Annotated in this window: 12 protein-coding genes; 11 read left to right on the top strand and 1 reads right to left on the bottom strand. The window is 63.3% G+C overall.

What is annotated here, in order from left to right; genetic code table 11:
- The first annotated feature begins 102 nt into the window (after positions 1–102).
- From P4L93_12195 to P4L93_12145, 11 genes are all read left to right on the top strand, one after another.
- The gene (locus tag P4L93_12195) at positions 103–1,227 is read left to right on the top strand and encodes an N-acetylmuramoyl-L-alanine amidase (protein MDR3687703.1); all 1,125 of its coding nucleotides are present in this window, start codon (positions 103–105) and stop codon (positions 1,225–1,227) included.
- Positions 1,228–1,230: 3 nt separating this feature from the next.
- Positions 1,231–1,935 carry a hypothetical protein gene (locus P4L93_12190; protein MDR3687702.1) on the top strand — a complete coding sequence of 235 codons (705 nt, stop codon included), beginning with the start codon at positions 1,231–1,233 and terminating at the stop codon, positions 1,933–1,935.
- Positions 1,936–2,093: 158 nt separating this feature from the next.
- Positions 2,094–2,897, top strand: a complete 804-nt coding sequence (locus tag P4L93_12185) for a hypothetical protein (protein MDR3687701.1) — start codon at positions 2,094–2,096, stop codon at positions 2,895–2,897.
- A gap of 94 nt (positions 2,898–2,991) precedes the next feature.
- Positions 2,992–4,803 (top strand): polysaccharide biosynthesis tyrosine autokinase, encoded by a 1,812-nt coding sequence (locus P4L93_12180; GenBank protein MDR3687700.1) that lies wholly within the window; start codon positions 2,992–2,994, stop codon positions 4,801–4,803.
- A 143-nt stretch (positions 4,804–4,946) separates the two neighbouring features.
- Positions 4,947–6,050 (top strand): polysaccharide biosynthesis C-terminal domain-containing protein, encoded by a 1,104-nt coding sequence (locus P4L93_12175; protein ID MDR3687699.1) that lies wholly within the window; start codon positions 4,947–4,949, stop codon positions 6,048–6,050.
- Positions 6,043–7,500 (top strand): hypothetical protein, encoded by a 1,458-nt coding sequence (locus tag P4L93_12170; GenBank protein ID MDR3687698.1) that lies wholly within the window; start codon positions 6,043–6,045, stop codon positions 7,498–7,500. Before P4L93_12175 ends, P4L93_12170 begins: the two co-directional genes overlap by 8 nt.
- On the top strand, positions 7,497–8,636 hold the full coding sequence (locus P4L93_12165) for a glycosyltransferase (protein ID MDR3687697.1): 1,140 nt from the start codon (positions 7,497–7,499) through the stop codon (positions 8,634–8,636). The genes P4L93_12170 and P4L93_12165 overlap by 4 nt, the downstream gene beginning before the upstream one ends.
- Positions 8,633–9,739: a glycosyltransferase gene (locus tag P4L93_12160; protein ID MDR3687696.1), complete on the top strand. Its 1,107-nt coding sequence runs from the start codon at positions 8,633–8,635 to the stop codon at positions 9,737–9,739. Before P4L93_12165 ends, P4L93_12160 begins: the two co-directional genes overlap by 4 nt.
- Positions 9,724–11,934: a glycosyltransferase family 2 protein gene (locus tag P4L93_12155; GenBank protein ID MDR3687695.1), complete on the top strand. Its 2,211-nt coding sequence runs from the start codon at positions 9,724–9,726 to the stop codon at positions 11,932–11,934. The genes P4L93_12160 and P4L93_12155 overlap by 16 nt, the downstream gene beginning before the upstream one ends.
- Positions 11,931–12,713: a WecB/TagA/CpsF family glycosyltransferase gene (locus P4L93_12150; GenBank protein MDR3687694.1), complete on the top strand. Its 783-nt coding sequence runs from the start codon at positions 11,931–11,933 to the stop codon at positions 12,711–12,713. The genes P4L93_12155 and P4L93_12150 overlap by 4 nt, the downstream gene beginning before the upstream one ends.
- Entirely contained in the window at positions 12,710–13,705 is a 996-nt protein-coding gene (locus P4L93_12145; protein MDR3687693.1) for a GDP-mannose 4,6-dehydratase, read from the top strand. The genes P4L93_12150 and P4L93_12145 overlap by 4 nt, the downstream gene beginning before the upstream one ends.
- A 79-nt stretch (positions 13,706–13,784) precedes the next feature.
- Here the strand turns inward: P4L93_12145 and P4L93_12140 are convergent.
- Positions 13,785–16,833: chitobiase/beta-hexosaminidase C-terminal domain-containing protein (locus P4L93_12140; protein MDR3687692.1), on the bottom strand; the 3,049-nt coding region annotated here is incomplete at its 5' end.

Genomic DNA, 16,833 nt, shown 5'->3' with positions numbered 1-16,833 from the left:
GCACACCCCCCACCCGCCCCGAAGCTCAGGGGGGGACGTGGTAACACAAAACCCGGGGGTTGCTGTTTCTAGCCCTCCCGGGCCCACCAGGAAGGATCGGTCGTGAGGGAGCCTGAGGGGCTGACAGAGAGCCGTACCGCGCGTCATGCGCGGCGTGCATCTCGGCGCCGCAAGCTGGCGCTCTACGTCGGCGTGGGGGCCCTTTGCGTTGTCGCGTTGGTGGCAGGCATATGGTTCTCGGCCACACGTGGCTCCGGTAGGACCGCCGAGGCGCCCTCGACCGCGGCACGCGCGATCGCGCTGCGACCTGTCGCCGTGAGCGCTCAGGCCACGAGCGTAGCCGCTGCGACGAGCCGTATCGAGGTTCCGGATCTCAGTGGTATGGCAGTCCAACAGGCGGCATCGGTCCTGAGGGCCGCTGGGCTGCAGATGAAGGTCAGCACCGAAGGTACGGCGACAAACAAGGCCGACGTCGTGGTCTTGAGGGAGCAGCCAACCGCTGGAACAGTGACCGCCGCAGACTCGATCGTCGTCATCACCGTCCCGGTGCTCGCGCCGAAATCGGTCAGCAAGAGCCAGAAGTTGCGCGCTTCCGGCAAGCCTGTCGTGGTGATCGACCCCGGACACCAGTCAAGGGCCAACGGCAATCTTGAGCCAATCGGCCCAGGATCCTTGGAGACGAAGCCGCGCATGACGGTCGGTACGACAGGGGCGCTGTCCGGCGTGCCCGAGTACGAGATCGATCTCGAGATCGCCACGAACCTGCAGGATCGACTGAAGGCCGCCGGGGTGCGGGTGGTAATGACACGCACGACCAACGATGTCGATATCTCGAACGCGCAGCGGGCGCAGATCGCGAACGCAGCAAAGGCGAGCCTGTTTGTCCGCATTCACGCTGATGCCAACGTCGATCCGAAGTACACCGGTGTGTCGGTGCTGTATCCGGCGTCGGATCTGTGGACCAAGTCGATCTTCGCCTCGAGCCGTAGGGCGGCGCTAACCGTTCAGCAGCATTTGGTGGAAGCGACTGGAGCCAGCGACGACGGTGTTGCAGCGCGCGACGACATCACGGGGTTCAACTGGTCGACGGTTCCAGTCATCTCGGTGCAAGCGGGCTCGCAGTCCAATCAGGTGGAAGACCGCCTGCTATCGAGCTCCAGCTATCAAGACCGAGTCGCTCAGGGCATTGCCGACGGTATCCTGGCGTACCTTTCGGGGGGGCGTTGAGCCTTGTCTACTACACGCGTAGCGCTCATCGGGGCTGGGCTCGCCGTCTTCACCGTCGCGGTTGCGGCGGTGCTTCTTGCGACCGGCGTGGTCTCGTTGCCCAAGTCGCCCCAGACCGCGGCTCAAGGTCCTGTGCTCGTCGCGCTCGTGCTTCCCGACGAGTCCGGCGTGCAAGTGCCTCGCGTCTTGGACGTGTACACGCGTACGCAGAGCGGCTGGTCTATCGCTTCTGTCTTGCCGACGCTTCCGGCCGTGGTCAGTGGCACCAGTGGTGGCACTCTCGCCGATGCGTATGTATTCGGCGGTGGAGACGCGCTCGCGAGTGCGTATTCGGCGGGGCATCCCACTCCGGTCTCAGCGTGGGTCGTTGTCGATCAGACTGGTTGGGACCAGCTTGCGGGTTCGACGCCCATCAGCATTGAACTCCCCGCGCACATGGAGGTCTTTGACGGCGCCCAGCTGACCGTCTTCGAGCAAGGTCCGGCGTCCGTTCCCGCCACTCAGACCGGCGCGTTGCTCAACGGTGCGAGCTATCTTTCGACCCTCAACAGCGGGCTGGTTCGTTCTCGGATAGGCGATGTGCTCGCGGGGCAGCTGAGCCGCGCCCGCCCGCAGGACGTCGATGCGCTCAAGAGCAGCCTCGACAGAACGACGCTTGCTGCATGGCTAGGCGGCCTGGGCACGGCGCGTCGTAGCACGCCCCAATAGGGCGGACTGCTCAGGATTCGTCAACGTCTAGCCGATACACCCTATGCAGGCGTCTTTGGAGTATTGGCGCGCCTGCGAATGCTAGAATGCACGCGTGGGCATCTCGGCGCGAGTCTTGATGCATGCAGCCTGTTATTGCAGGTAATGAGGGGCAATAGATGTCGGATTCGCAGACACAGCCATTCCAGCCGACACCGAGCACAGGCACGCCGAAGCGCCGAGGCGGACTGCTAGCTGGGCTTCTCGTCGTCCTGTTGGCGGCGGTCCTACTGGCCGCGGCGGTTTGGTACGCGGGCGGCACCAGCGCAATCGGGCAGCTCGGCGGCCTTCTCAGCTCGTTCGTCTCGACCCCTTCAGGCGGTCAGCCGGCCGCACCGAAGCCCGCAGCACCTGCACCTGCAGCGGTCGCTACCCCCAGCGCGGGCAATCTGCCTCCAGAGGCGCAGCAGCGCATGTTTGCCGAGCAGATCGATTCGCACGAACCCCTCGCTGCCCTTGTCGACGGTCGCATCGTCTCGTTTGAGACGGGAATCGCCCACAACGCGGATGCGTCGGCAACTCTGCCGCTGACCGCCACATTCAAAGACGGCTCGACAATCAAGGGAACGGTCAGCCTGAGGAAGTACAACGGCACGTGGTACTTCTTCAGCCTCGTGCGTTCGGGTGGCCAAGCGCCGAATCCATCTGCGGCCAGCACGGTGGGATTCGACTCGAACGTGGTTGCCACGATCACGCAGCAACAGGCCGAGCCGTCAACGCAGGAGATGCTGACCCAAGGACTTGTCGACGGCGGCTACCGGACTGTAAAGGTCGAGAGCGTGACCATGGGGCCCAGGACTGCCACGGTCGACGTGTCGATGGCCGATGGGACTGAACCCGCGACCGAGGGGCGTCTCGTGTGCATCTCCAAGACCGATGGGGCGACCACGTATTGGTTCGTCGCCCGCTTCGAGAAGCGTTAACCTGTCTATGCGCGCCTTTCCAACGTGCTGGCCGGCGCCGTGCGCCGGCTTTCTCGTATGCCCAATCGTCGTCCCATCGTGGCAAGGGTAGGTCATGGAACTTCGCGACTATATCAACGTGATTCGTGCTCGCAAGTGGGTCATCGTGCAGGCGGTTGTAATCGTGACGCTGGTGGCGCTGGCCGCCTCACTCCTCCAGGCCAAGATGTACGAGGGCTCTGCTCAGGTTCTCGTATCCGAGAAGGACACCGCTGCCGTGTTGCTAGGCTCGTCGTTGCCTAACCTGTCTACTCAGCCAGAGCGCGATATGGCTACCCAAGTCGAACTCATGCAGATGCGCCCGATCGCTGAGGCGACGATCAAGACGCTTGGTCTGCAGACAACACCGGAAGAGCTGCTCAAGCGAGTCTCCGTCAAGGCCGTCGGCCAGACGAACCTCATCGAGATCAGCGCGGATGATCCCAGTCCTGAGCAGGCTGCCAAGATAGCCAACGCGATGGCGAACGAGTACGTGATGGAGATGCGCGATGCCAACCGCGCAAGCATCGCCACGGCGGCGGATGAGGTGCAGAAGCGGCTCGATGAGGCGAAAGCGGAGATTCTCGCGCTCGGGCAGAAGATCCATGTCTCTGGAGAGACGAGCGACGTCTCGGCTGAACTTCAGATTGCCACGGGCACCTATTCGACGCTCGCCGAGAAGCTAGAAACGCTCGAGATTAACAAACAACTCGAGACCGGTCCGGGCCGAGTCGTGAGTCCTGCGGTCCCAGACGACCGGGCCATCTCGCCCAAGCCCGCGCGTGACGCGGGTATTGGACTGCTGGTAGGCCTCGTGTTCGGGCTTGGGATGGCGTTTCTCTACGAGTATCTCGACAACACGCTCAAGTCAACGGACGAGGTTGAGAAGTACTTCGGCGCCCCTGTTCTCGGCACGATTCCGGTGGACAAGTTGGAGAAGGGTGAGAAGCGGCGCCTAGCCATCGTGGAGGCGCCAGGCTCCTCCACGTCTGAGGCGTACCGCGCACTTCGCAACTCGCTGGAGTTCGTGAACTTCCAGCATGACATGAAGACATTGCTTGTCACCTCGGCGGCTCCCAACGAGGGCAAGTCCACGGTGGCGGCCAACCTCGCGGCCGCGCTGGCACAGGCCGGCAAGCGAGTCACCCTAGTCTCAGTCGATTTCCGTCGGCCGACTACCCAGCAGTTCTTCAACGTGAACAACATGGTTGGCCTGTCCGAGGTCCTGCTCGGCACGCACTCGCTCAAGGCTGCGCTGCAGCGTCCGGGCGACGAGCAACTGCTGGTGCTGACGGCAGGCAAGATGCCGCCTAATCCTTCGGAGTTGCTGGGCTCAACCAAGATGGAAGAGGTCATCAAGGCTTTGGGCGAGTGGGGCGAGTGGGTCATCATCGACAGTCCTCCGCTGCTGGCCGTTGCCGATCCTGCGGCTGTGGCTCGCTGGGCGGATGGCGTCGTTCTCGTCTCGAAGGCGGGCGTCACCACTAGAGATGCCGCGCGCAAGGCGACGGAGCTTCTTGCACAGGTCGGCGCACACACGACCGGCGTCGTCGTGTGGGGGCTGGACGAGAGCAAGGCCGGCACGAGTGGCTACGGCTACTACGGCAATGCCTACTACTACTCCAGCTACTACAGTCAAGCCTCGGACGGAGCGCTTCGAGGCGGCAAGAAGGGCAAGGCCGAAGGCTCCGACGGCGAGCAAAGTGGCCAAGCGGAGTGGGCTCCCGAGCAGAGCGCCGGCCGTCGTTTCGCCTCGGCACTTGGGCGGATCCTGACGGGGGTGCTGGCGTTCTTGCTCGTGATTGCCATCCTCGCGATTGTTCTCTACTTCCTGGACCAGTATATGGGCTGGGGATTGGCTAGCCAGGTGGTCGGTCTGTGGCGATAACGCGAGGGCGACGAGTCTGGTCGAGAACGCGTTCGAACGCCCTGCTCTCGTTCGGCGGCCAAGGAGTCCAGCTCGGGCTTTCCATACTGGCGGCGGCAATCACGGCACGTTGGCTGGGGCCCGCTGGCCGAGGCGTCCTATCCATGCTGACATCCGGTGGCTACATCGGGGCTGCGGTCTTGAGCCTCGGGGCCGGCGTCGGCATCTCGGCGCTAGTGGCTCGGCGTGCTCTGGGCGTGCGGGGTGCTGCGCTGATTGCTGCGACGATGGTGGTGGCGGTTTGGGTGGTGGCGTTTGCCGCGCGGCTGGCCATCGCGCCTTGGATACCGAGCGATCTTGTCGTTGTCTCGGCGTGGCTGCCGCTTGCAATCGCCATGACCCTTCTGTCGACGTTCCAGACAAGTGTGGCCATCGGCGCGGGTGAGCTATGGACTTCGGTGGCCAACGCGTTGGTGACCGGCGTGATCCAAGTGGTCGCGTATACGATTGCAGCAAGCTCGGGCGCGGCGACTGCGTCTGTGGCGATAGCCATCTGGATTGCGGCGCAGGGAACCGGTGCGCTAGTCGGTTGGGTGGCGTTGCTGCTGCTCTCACATGTTGGTGCGCGACCTTCGAGGTCGCATGTAAGGGAACTCTTGCACCTATCGTTGGCTGCGTTTCCCGGCATCGTGTTGGGGTTGGCGAACCTGCGACTGGACGTCTTCCTTCTCGGCCTTTGGTCACCACCGGCTCAGGTGGGTCTGTATTCGATGGCGGCACTCGGTGTTTCTGCGTTGGCGATGGCGCCCTCCGCTCTAGGCCAGGCACTGACGAGCAGGTACGGCGATCCTGAGGCAGACCCGGACTCCCTATTGCGACGCGGCATGGGCGTTGCCTTTCTGGTCGCACTCGGACTGGGAGTCATCGCTGTTCCGGCCGCGTGGGTGGTCGTGCCATTCGTGCTCGGGCCAAAGTACGCCGCAACGGTTCCCATGTTGTGGGTCTTGATCCCGGGATTCGTCCTGTTCAGCACCTGCTATGTCAGTACCAGCTATGTGAACGTCGTAATGGGTCGGCCGTGGCTGGCCGGCCGCGTCGTCGGCGTGTCTCTGGTAGTCGACATGCTCCTGCTGGTCGCTTTGGCTCCCAAGTACGGCGGCATGGGCGCTGCTGCTGCTTCGTCAGTTGCATACGCGGCCGGCGCTCTGTTGAATCTGACGCAGCTCAGGTCGGTGCTGTTCCGGCGGCGAGGAGTTGTCGGTGCCTGACGGTCTGAATCAGACGAGATACCTTCCGGCGTTCGTAATCGTGGCGAGCCTGGTTCTGGGAGTCGCTGTCGCTGTCGGCGGGACGTCGGTCGGGGTGATCATTGCGCTGTTGCTGGCGACTCCTCTGCTTGTCGCGCAGCGAAGAGTTCGAGTCGTCTTCACGGCGGTGCTACTCATAGCGCTAGTCAATGGCATCCCATTTGTCGACCTGGCTGCGCTGAACCTGTCGGGCTCATTCAACTACACGGACCCCATACTGCTCGTGCTGTTCGGCATCGGGATGTATGAGCTTGTTCAACGTCCTGGAGCCCTGAGGGGGCTGGTTCCGCGTTGGATGATCGTCATGCTTCTCGTGTTTACCGTGGCGTGGGTGATCGGTGTGGCGACCGGGGCCTCGCAGGGCACCCCCGTGTTCAAGGCGATCCTTTTCGGGCGAGACCTGCTGACGATCTGGCTCATTGTCGTCGTCGCGCTTGTCTTCCGGGACTCGACCGAGGTGAGAATCCTGCTCTGTACGCTCATTGTCGCGTCCGTCATCTACTCTGGGGCTCACGCAATCCAAGTCGGACTGGGAATCGACACGTCCTCGATTACTCACCCCAAGCGGATCACTGACGCGCTCGGGTTCGCAAGGCTGTATTCAAGCATGAACCTGCCCAGTGTCCTAGGCTTCTTGGCGGCCACTGGGTTCGCGCTATGGGCGCGATCGGGTCGCATGAGGGCGTGGTCCGCTGCCGCCGCTTCGGTCATCGGGCTCGAGCAGATTCTGCAGCTCACCCGCGCAAACTACTTGGCGCTCAGTGTGGCGCTGGTCGTCGGGTGCATTGCCGCGTTCGCGACCGGCTCCGTGAAGTGGGGCGTCGGGCGCACCGGGAATGCTCTCGTGGGAGTCTCGGCGCTAGTCGTCGGCGGCTACGCTCTCTCTTTCTCTTCGCTCTCCCGAAGTTCCATTTGGGTGTCGGTGCAGAGCCGCATCGCGTCGGCGGCGAGTGACGTTTCTGCGGCAGGCGGTAACGTCGGATACCGGCTTGTTGTGTACGCCGAGATGCTCCGCGTGCTTGGCAACAACTGGATTCTTGGCATTGGATTGCAGCATCCCGAATACCACTGGTTCGCTGGGCTCCCAGACGGCACGATTCGGAACTCCGACGTGGGCATCCTCTCGGTGCTGCTGCCCATCGGGCTGCTCGGTCTGGTGCCTCTGCTGCTCATTGGCTTGCTGGCTGGGGTCGGGGCGGTGCGGGCCATGCGCAGGCCTGAGTCGGTCGTACGTGTCGTGGGGTGGAGCTGTTTGGGAATCTGCGTGGTCGGATTGGTGTCCGCCCCCACCCTCGGCTACTTCTCCACGCTTCCAGGATTGATGGCGATAGCGTGCGCGGTAGGGCTTCTATGCCGAGTCCGCAGCGAAGGGTTTGTGACCGACGAGATGCAGGGGAGCCCCTCAACGTGACAGCTCCCAGGCTGCTGTTTGCAGCGCCGCACACAGGGGTGCCCGGCCCGATACGTGGCCATACCGAGCTGCTTGCCGAGCAGTTCCGTAAGGCCGGCGTCGAGACCGCCATCCTGGGTTGGGGGAGACACGCCGACGGCGAGTCGCTCCTCAAGAAGGTGAGCGGACGGTTTGCCGACACAGGGGCGATCCTACGGCACCTTTCACAGCAAGAGCCCGAAGTCTTGGTCGTGAGGACTGCCCACGACTGGAAGACCTTGGCTCGGGATATACCGCTAGTGTGGCGCGCCCGGCGACGCGCAGCCAACATCATCGTTCAGTTCCACGGCAGCCAGATTGAGCGCGCGATTCCCGGCACGACCTTCGGGAACGCGACGTCGGTGCTTGCTCGGCTTGTTGATGGCGTGTTGCTGCTTTCCAACGATGAACGCGCGAAGTGGGAGGAGTTCTTCCCTAGGACCCGGGTCGCCGTGGTCGACAACGCGTTCGCCGTTTGGCCCGAAGCCGAGGCCTCGGCTGGCCGTGAAGTGGCTGCCGAGCTACGCGACGGGATTGCTCTGGTCTACGTGGGACGCCTGATACCGGAAAAGGGAGCCTACGAGGCGCTCGAGGCGGTTGCCCAGCTTCGCGATCGGGTCTCGGCGACGCTGTGCATCGTGGGCTCGGGGCCTGACGAGGACAGGCTTCGAACCCGTGCTCGCGAGCTCGGAGTCGAACGGGACGTCGAGTTTGCCGGGCAGCTCAATCGCGAGAAGCTAGCGCAGGTGTACCTTCGTTCCCAGTGCCTCGTGTTGCCGACGTACTGGGCGGAGGGCTTCCCGACAGTCCTCTCTGAGGCAATGTCGTTCGGCCTTCCCGTCATCACTACACCGCAGAGGGGCGCACGGGATCACTTGGGGGAGGAGAAGAACGCTCTCTTCGTTCCTCCCAAGGACTCGTCTGCCGTGGCGGCCGCGATCCAGCGACTAGTCAATGACCACGGAATGGTCTCGGCAATGAGCACAGCGAATCGAGCGGTTGTGGCGGGCTTCAGCCCAGAGGCTGCGGCCCCGAGGTATCTCTCGGCCGTTGAGAGCATGTGCGACGAGCCGTTCGGCGCCCGCTTCGCGACCTCCGAGTCTGGTGCGACCACGTGAACAGGGTCGCCTTCATAATCGCCTCGTTTAACGTGGGTGGCGCCGAGCGTCAGTTGCTGACTCTGCTGGAGAAGTTAGACCGCGACCGATTCGAAGTAGGGTTGTTTGTCATGGGCAGTGGCACTCTCCTGCCCCTGGTCCCCCCGGATGTCAGGGTCGAGAGCGGTCTGTGGCACGGCGGCAGTGACCTTCGGGCTGTAGGTGTGCTCGGCGACGCTTTGCAAGAGTTCGCACCGAACATCGTGGTCCAGTACGGGCGCACCGCGGCGGGAGTCGTTGGCCGACTCGCAGCTCGACGCGCCGGCGTCCGGGTTATTGCTCAGGCGGTGCACTCGAACGAGTTCTCGGCGAGAAGCCCCAAGAGATGGCTGCACAACCGGCTGAATCGCCTCGTGGACTCAACGACCGACGTCTGGATCTGCGTCAGCCAATCGCAGCAGGGGCGACTGCTGGCGGCAGGAGTTCCAGTGGACGGGATGCGGCTGATTCCGAACGGCGTGAATCTGAACCTGTTCTCGCCCAAGGAGACTGTCAGTGCGGCTACGGACGAACGTGGGTCGGTGCATGTTGTCGCGGTTGGGGGGTTCCGTCCGGTGAAGCGCTACGATGTTTTGGTTGAGGCGCTGGCGGAAGCTGTGGGCCGCGGAGCCAACCTGGATGCGACGTTTGTGGGCGCGGGGGAGACTTCTGACGCCGTGAAGGCGCTTGTGGCGCAGCTTGGCCTTGCGGAGCGAGTCCGGTTTCTCGGAGAGCAAGACGAAGTGGCCGCACTGCTGCGCAGTCCAGACATTCTTGCATCCACCTCGGGCAGTGAGTCATTCTCCCTCGTCGCCGTCGAGGCCATGGGGTGCGGCCTTCCAGTCGTGGCTACCAGGTCCGGCGGGACCGAGGAGATCGTTGTTGACCAGGAGACCGGACTTCTGGTGCCGACAGGCGACGTTCATGCGGTGGCTGAGGCGCTTGTTCGTCTAGCCAGTGACCGTGAACTTCGCCGTCGCATGGGGCTTGCGGGCCGCGCTCGCGCTCTTTCGCGGTTCTCTGTCGAGACAATGGTCTCGGCGTACGAGGACTTGATCGAGGAGCTCTCATGTCCGACCCCATAGCGCACGCCGGCGTCGACCCGATACAACTCTCAGTGGTTGTGGTCGCCTATCACTCCGATAGAGTGATTGGCGACTGCTTGGCGAGTGTCTCCAAGGCGCTGCCCGACGCCCAGGTCATCGTCGTGGACAACGGGTCGGAGAAGTCGGAAGACCAACTCCTAACGATCGCACGGTCGGCATCCGTGACCACAATCAGCGGACAGGGCAATATCGGCTTCGGTGCCGCCTGCAATCTGGGCGCACGTCACGCGACGAATGAATCGCTCCTGTTCCTGAATCCTGACGCTCGTGTTGACAGTTGCGGGCGCGCGGACCTGGAGGAGACGCTTCGCTGTGAGCCACTGGGGATCGTGGCACCCGTGTTTGTTGGCGTCGACGGTGGGCGCCACTGCGTAGTGCGACCCTTCAGCCGTTTGCTGCCAGAGTTGGCAAAGCACACTGTCGGCAACGTCACGCCACGCTGGTTTCGCCCGCGTCAGCGTTCGGTTCAGTCCGGCCAAGAGGGCTGGGTCTCGGGCGCGGCGCTGATTGTCCAGAAGTCGGAGTTCCTCAGCGCCGGTGGGTTCGACGAGCGCTACTTCCTCTACTACGAAGACCAGGATCTCAGCCGCCGGTACCTACTGCGAGGGTTTCCGGTGCGACCGACCGCGGCCCTAGCCATCATTCACGATAGCAGCACGTCGAGCAGCGCCACCGATGCGAGCGCGATCGCTCTGTCGGCGGCGTGGCTTTCGTGGGTGCAGTACGTCGCGCTCTGGCGCTCTGAGAGGACCGCAAGCAAGGTTGCGAGGGTCGGTGCGTCGTTGCAGCTTGGCATCCTGGAACTCGTCGGTCTCGTTGCCGGCGTGTCCCGGAGCGCGCGGATGGGCCGCAAGCTTGCTCTGCTTGCCGCCGAGCGCGAGTTCGTCGGTAGATCGATCGAGGCAACAGAGGGCGCTGTGTTGCCGGCGATCTTGTATCCGGAGGCGCGACGCGCACTCGGTGCTGACAGATCGCACGAGCGTCGTTCCTGGGCAGACCAGGCCGCACTCTCGGCCGCCCGGCTGGCGCGGCCCGGATACGATCCGTTCGACGCGATGAGATCGCCCTGGCTTCGCGCGGCGGCCGGAAAGAACGCTCGTGCACGTCAACTCTGTGTGCAGCTCAGAAAGAGGGGGTTGCTCCCGCTGTCTGCACCTCTGGGAATCAAGCCATTCCGCATGGCCAAGACACTCGGATGCAGGCTGAGCGCCATCGCGCGGCTGCGCTGCGCAAATATCGTAGACAACACGGGTGTGCGTGCAGCGGCAGACGACCTGCTGAGCGATCGGGCGCTTGCGCGCGATCCCAGCGGTGGTTGGGGCTACGAGTTCGACGTGCAGACCCGCTGGGCGTTCTACCCTCAGGGTTCGGCAAATATCATCGCTACGCTCTTCGTGACGAGAGGCTTGGCCGAGGCTGGTCTGGCGACCGAGGATGAGTCGCTGCTCGATGAGGCGACCAAAGGCGCGAGGTACATGCTCGAAAACCTGCGGGTATCGAACACGACTGGTGACTACTTCCAGTACGCGCCAGGTTCCTCGGCGCTCATCCACAATGCGAACCTGCTCGCCGCCGGAGTTGTGGCCTCGGTTGGGCGCATCACGGGTAGGGATGAGTGGGTGGCCGAGGCACTACACTGCGCCTCCGTATCACTGGAGGCGGTGCGCGCCGACGGACTCTGGGCCTACGGCCAAGTAGATGGTCTGGAGTGGGTGGACAACTTCCACACCGCGTATCCATTGGATGGCGTGATGCTCCTGTGGCTTGCCACTGGGGATGAGAAGCTCAGAACGATTGTCCAGAGAGGTGTCAGGACCTGGTCGGCCGAGTTCTTCGGCGCGGACGGTACGCCCTACTACCATCGCGAGCACCACCGTCCATACGACATCCACAGTGCGGCGACTGCGGTCGATGTGGCGGCTCGGATGACGGCCGTCGGCATTGATACAGGCGGCCTTGCAGGCAGGGTCGCGCTCTGGTCCGAGACCAATCTGTGCGACCATGTCACCGGCGAGACGCGTTACCAGACGGGCGTCTTGATCGGCGGGAAGCGCCACTTCCTAAGATGGGGCGAGGCGCATTGGGCGCTGGGACTTTCCTCGCTTGTGTTGGCGGAAGCTGGCGTGCTTCCGCCACTTGAGGCCCATCTGATGAGAAACGCGAGTTCATCTTGACCGAGCGATCATTGCTCTTCGGAGTACCCATTGACCTTGAGACGTTTCCGCAGGCGGTCGAGCACTGCACGGCGCTGATCGCCGAGCGGCGACCCGTCCAGCACGTCGTGATCAACGCCGGCAAGGTCGTCATGATGCAGGACCAGCCACAGCTGCGCGACGCAGTCGCTGGCTGCGAGGTGATTCACGCAGACGGGCAGTCGATAGTCTGGGCCGGTCGGCTAGCGGGTCTTGCCGTCCCAGAGCGGGTTGCCGGCATCGATCTGATGCAGGCATTGCTCGGCGTGTGCGAGGAATCCGGGTGGCCGGTGTACTTTCTCGGAGCCACCGACGACGTTCTGACAAGGTTCGTGACCGTAGTCCAGGAGCGCTACCCGAAGCTGACAATCGCAGGACATCGGAACGGCTACTTCACAGACGACGCCGCGGTTGCCGATGCAATTGCACAGTCAGGCGCGCGAGTTCTGTTCGTCGGCATATCGAGTCCCCGCAAGGAGCTTCTCTTGCGCGATCATCTTGCCGAGATGGGGCGTGTCTTTGCGATGGGAGTGGGAGGCAGCTTCGACGTTCTCTCGGGAATGACACCGCGCGCCCCAATCTGGATGCAGAGAAGCGGTCTCGAATGGTTCTTCCGGCTGATTCAGGAGCCGCGCCGACTCGCTTCGCGCTACATCGTCGGGAATTCCCGGTTCGCAGTGCTCGCGGCTCGTGAAGCTGTCGCCCAGCGGACCGCTCGCACACACACGGCAGACGCAAACACGAAGGAGGGACTCGGATGACGAAGACAGCCTTCATCACCGGCGCCGCCGGTTTCATCGGATCGACTCTCGCTGACACGTTGCTGGAGCGAGGATGGCGCGTGATTGGCATCGACTCGTTCGAGGACTACTACCCGCGATTCTTCAAGAATCGTAATGTGGTACAGGCCCAGGGCAACCCCGGCTACACGCTGCACGAGATCTCTCTACTGGATCTTGAGGGCGGCGCTGATAACGAGTTGATTAGGCGCGAACTCGCACGCGCCGATGTCGTCTTCCACCTGGCGGCGCAAGCGGGCGTCCGTGCTAGCTGGGGCTCGGAGTTCAGGACGTACACGGAGAACAACGTCAACGCGACACAGCTTCTTCTTGAGGCGTGCCGAGAGGCGGAGCTGCAGCGGGTGGTGTACGCATCAAGTTCGTCCGTCTACGGCAACACGCTGGACCTGCCGATGCGCGAGGAGTCGCGCTGCCAGCCGTTCTCGCCGTACGGCGTAACCAAGCTGGCTGCCGAGCACCTTTGTCACCTGTACTGGGAGAATTTCGGACTACCGGCAGTCTCGGTGAGGTTCTTCACCGTCTTCGGGCCACGCCAACGCCCGGACATGGGCTTCCACCGCTTTATCAAGGCGGGTTTGGAGGGGAGGCCCATTGGCGTGTACGGAGACGGAACCCAGACGCGCGACTTCACGTTTGTGGGCGACATTGTCGAGGGGCTGATCGCCGCCGGAGAGTCGAAGTCAGGCACTCTCTTCAACCTTGCAGGAGGTCATCGGGTGACACTTCTCGAAACACTTGGCGTGATAGGAGAGGAGCTCGGCTCGCCGCTGGAGTTGAAGTTCACGGGATCGCAGTCGGGCGATGTGGCTGACACGTGGGGTTCGCTCGACCGTGCGCGCGAGGAGCTCGGCTACGAACCGATGGTTCAGTTGCGCGAAGGAGTGGCGAGCGAGATCGCTTGGATGCGCGAGATGATGGCCGACCCGGCGTATGCGGCGGCGACGTCTGGCTAGGCCGTAGCCACATGGCACACACGAGACGCCCGCGAGGATTCGCGGGCGTCTCGCTTTTCGCTGTCGGCAGGTGCGACCGCTAGGGCGCCAAGGTGGTTCCGGAGATGTCGAACGCGTCAACTCCGATGCCGTATCCGGACGAGAGCGGATTCTTCAGCCCGGATTGGGCGACAGTGACCGTGTGGGGACCGTTGGTCAGACCAACGAGACTCCACACCGCCTTCTGATGCGCGCTGGCCGTTGTGTACAGGTCCACCTGGTACGGCGTTCCACCGTCGACGGTGATGCTTGCGATTCCCCATGAGGAGCCGGTGGTCGTGATTAGAACGACGGATGTGCCGCTGAACTTCAGCGTCGCAGTGGAACCGTTGGTAGTCGTGTACGCCCAGCTCCCTCCGGAGCGCAGCGAACTGAGAGCCGTTGTCCAACTGCCGACGAACACTATGGTGGGGTCGGTGTTCTCAATGCGTGTGAGACTGGCCACCGTGAAGGAGGCGGTTTTGGTCGCTTCGGCATTGCCCGCTTTGTCGACAGATGCGTATGCAAGCGTGTGGGTGCCTGTGGTGTTGACGCTGAGCGATGTCCCGGTCTTCCAGCCTCCGCCATCGAGGGAGTACGAGGTCGACGACACACCGGAGGCGCTGTCAGAGGCAGTGAGCGTAATCGGTGCGACGGCATTGAAGACGCCTGTGGCGTTGGTCGACGTTACTGGGGGTGTGTTGTCGACGCGCACCAGCGCGGTCTTGGTGGCTTCAACGTTGCCAGCGCCGTCGGTGGCGCGGAAGTACACGTTGTACTGGCCGTCGGCGGTGAAGGACAGAGGCGCCGTATAGGTGGTGTTGATGCTGCCGTTGATTCCGTACCGGATGCCCCTCACGAAGTTGCCTGTGTCCGTGGCGCTGAGGCTGAGGATTGCGGGAGCTTTCTGCCATGCCGTCTGATAGGTTGCCGTGGTGACAGGTGGAGTCGTGTGGGCTACGGGCGCGCCAGCGATGTCGAACGCGTCGATGCCGAAGTCCGGCCGCGATGATAGGACATTCTGCGTTCCCGTCCACTCGACCTTGATCGTGTGATCACCGTTCTGCAGCATGCCCGAGTCCCACACCACTTGCTGATGCTTCGACGTGGACGAGTAGAAGTCGACCATCGTGGTCTCGGCGCTATCGAGAGTAACGCGGGCGATGCCATACGCCGGGCCCTTGGACGAGATCAGTGATGCTGACATTCCGTGGAACGTCATGTACGTAGCTGTGCCAGACAGGTTGGTGAAAGCCCAGTCGCCGCCTGACCTAAGCGTGCTGCTGTTGATGGACCAGGCACCTTGGTAGTAAATGCGCGGGTCGGTGTTTTCAAAGCGAGAGACTGAGTAGACGGTAAATGCCGCGGTCTTTGTGGCCTCCGTGTTTCCAAGGTTGTCGATGGATCGGTAGTTCAGCGTGTGGCTTCCGGACGTGGTGGTGGTCACGACAGACCCCGTGGTCCACGACGATCCGTCCAGGCTGTACTGCGACGCGGCCGTACCCGAACCAGCATCGACCGGAGTGATGTTGATGGTGGCCGTGGTGACGTATCCAGAGGTGGCGTCTACAGAGCTGACCGGCGCGACGCGGTCGATCCGAACCAGAGCCGTCTTCGTCGCTTCGACGTTGCCAGCCCCGTCAGTTGATGCGTACTGGATTGTGGTGGTGCCCTCACTGCTGACCGCGAATGGGGCCGTGTAGGTAGTGCCGGCCGATCCGTTGATGCTGTAGCGAGTCGAGCGCACGAAGGTGTCAGTGTCCGTTGCGGTGAGTGTCACAGTCGCGGGAGTCGAGCGCCACGCGCCGCTCGCGTCAGACGTCGTGACTGGCGGGGTCACATCTGGGACGGGCAAGCCCGTGATATCGAAGGCATCGATGCCGAACGCCGGGCTGGTCGAGGCGGCGTTGTGCGTACCGGTCCACTCGATCTTGAGCGTGTGGTTGCGCTCAGCCAGCTTGGTCGCGGTCCAGCACACTTGCTGATGCTTCGAGGTGGGCGAGTAGAAGTCGACCAGCGTCGAGTTGGTTCCGTCGAGCGTCACCTTTGCGATGCCGAAGCCGGAGCCTATGGAGGAGATGAGTTGAATCGCCGTGCCGCGGAAGGTCATGTAGGCCGACGTTCCAGCGATGTTTGTGTAGGCCCAGTCTCCACCGGACCGCGAGCTGCTCAGGTTGGTCGTCCAACCGCCCTGATAAGTGATTCCAGGGTCAGTGTTCTCGAAGCGCTTCGTCGTGTAGATGGCGAACGAAGCAGCCTCAGTGGCCTCTACGTTGCCAGCCACATCGACCGCGCGGTAGTGCAGGATGTGAGAGCCGAATGCACTCGTGGTAAGCGTTGAGCCGGTAGTCCATGCCTGATCGTCGAGTGCATACTCGGTCTTGGCGACGCCTGAGAGCGCGTCGGTGGACACTATGGAGATCGTCGCAGTCGTGGTATATGTCGCGCTCGCATTGCACGAGCTGCTCGGCGGGGTGGAGTCGATATACACCTGTGTCGAGCGCAGCTGCTCGACATTGTCTGCAACGTCTGTCGACCGGTAGCGCACGTTGTGGGCACCGTCGCCGGCTACAAAGACAGGCCCGACTTGTGTGGTCAACGGTGCGCCGTCGATAGAGCACTCAGTAAAGGCGACGCCGGAGAGCGCATCGCTGGCCCTGAGGTGAAGCCCTCTTGCCCCCGTGACCCAGCCAGACGTCGCGTCGTCGCTCGTCACTGGCGGCGTCCGGTCGACGAGCACGGTGGCGCTGGCGGTCGCCGAGACATTGCCCACCGCGTCGATGGCCTTGTAGCGCAGCGTGGTCGTGCCCTCACTGGACGGCACGACGCCGGCCGGCGTGTAGGGCCGGCTCGGGTCGGACAGGTCGGTGCTGTAGAGCATGCTCGCCGTGCCCGAGCCGGAGTCAGCCGAGGACAGCAGGATCGTCGGGAAGGTGTTGGTCCAGCCGACGGGGGCGTTGTCGCCCACCGTCGGTGCGACGCGGTCGATGCGCACCAGTGCGGTCTTGGTGGCCTCCACGTTGCCGGCCCCGTCGGTGGAGGCGTACTGGATCGTGTTGGTGCCCTCGCCGGAGACGAGGAACGGTGCGGTGTAGGTGGTGGACGCCGAG

This window comes from Coriobacteriia bacterium (assembly GCA_031292615.1).
GTDB lineage: Bacteria > Actinomycetota > Coriobacteriia > Anaerosomatales > JAAXUF01 > JARLGT01.
This window is presented reverse-complemented; position numbering and strand designations above follow the sequence as displayed.

Coding starts and splice junctions, on each gene's coding strand:
- P4L93_12180 (MDR3687700.1), top strand. CDS start 2,992: ATGGAACTTCGCGACTATATCAACGTGATTCGTGCTCGCAAGTGGGTC.
- P4L93_12185 (MDR3687701.1), top strand. CDS start 2,094: ATGTCGGATTCGCAGACACAGCCATTCCAGCCGACACCGAGCACAGGC.
- P4L93_12175 (MDR3687699.1), top strand. CDS start 4,947: ATGCTGACATCCGGTGGCTACATCGGGGCTGCGGTCTTGAGCCTCGGG.
- P4L93_12155 (MDR3687695.1), top strand. CDS start 9,724: ATGTCCGACCCCATAGCGCACGCCGGCGTCGACCCGATACAACTCTCA.
- P4L93_12145 (MDR3687693.1), top strand. CDS start 12,710: ATGACGAAGACAGCCTTCATCACCGGCGCCGCCGGTTTCATCGGATCG.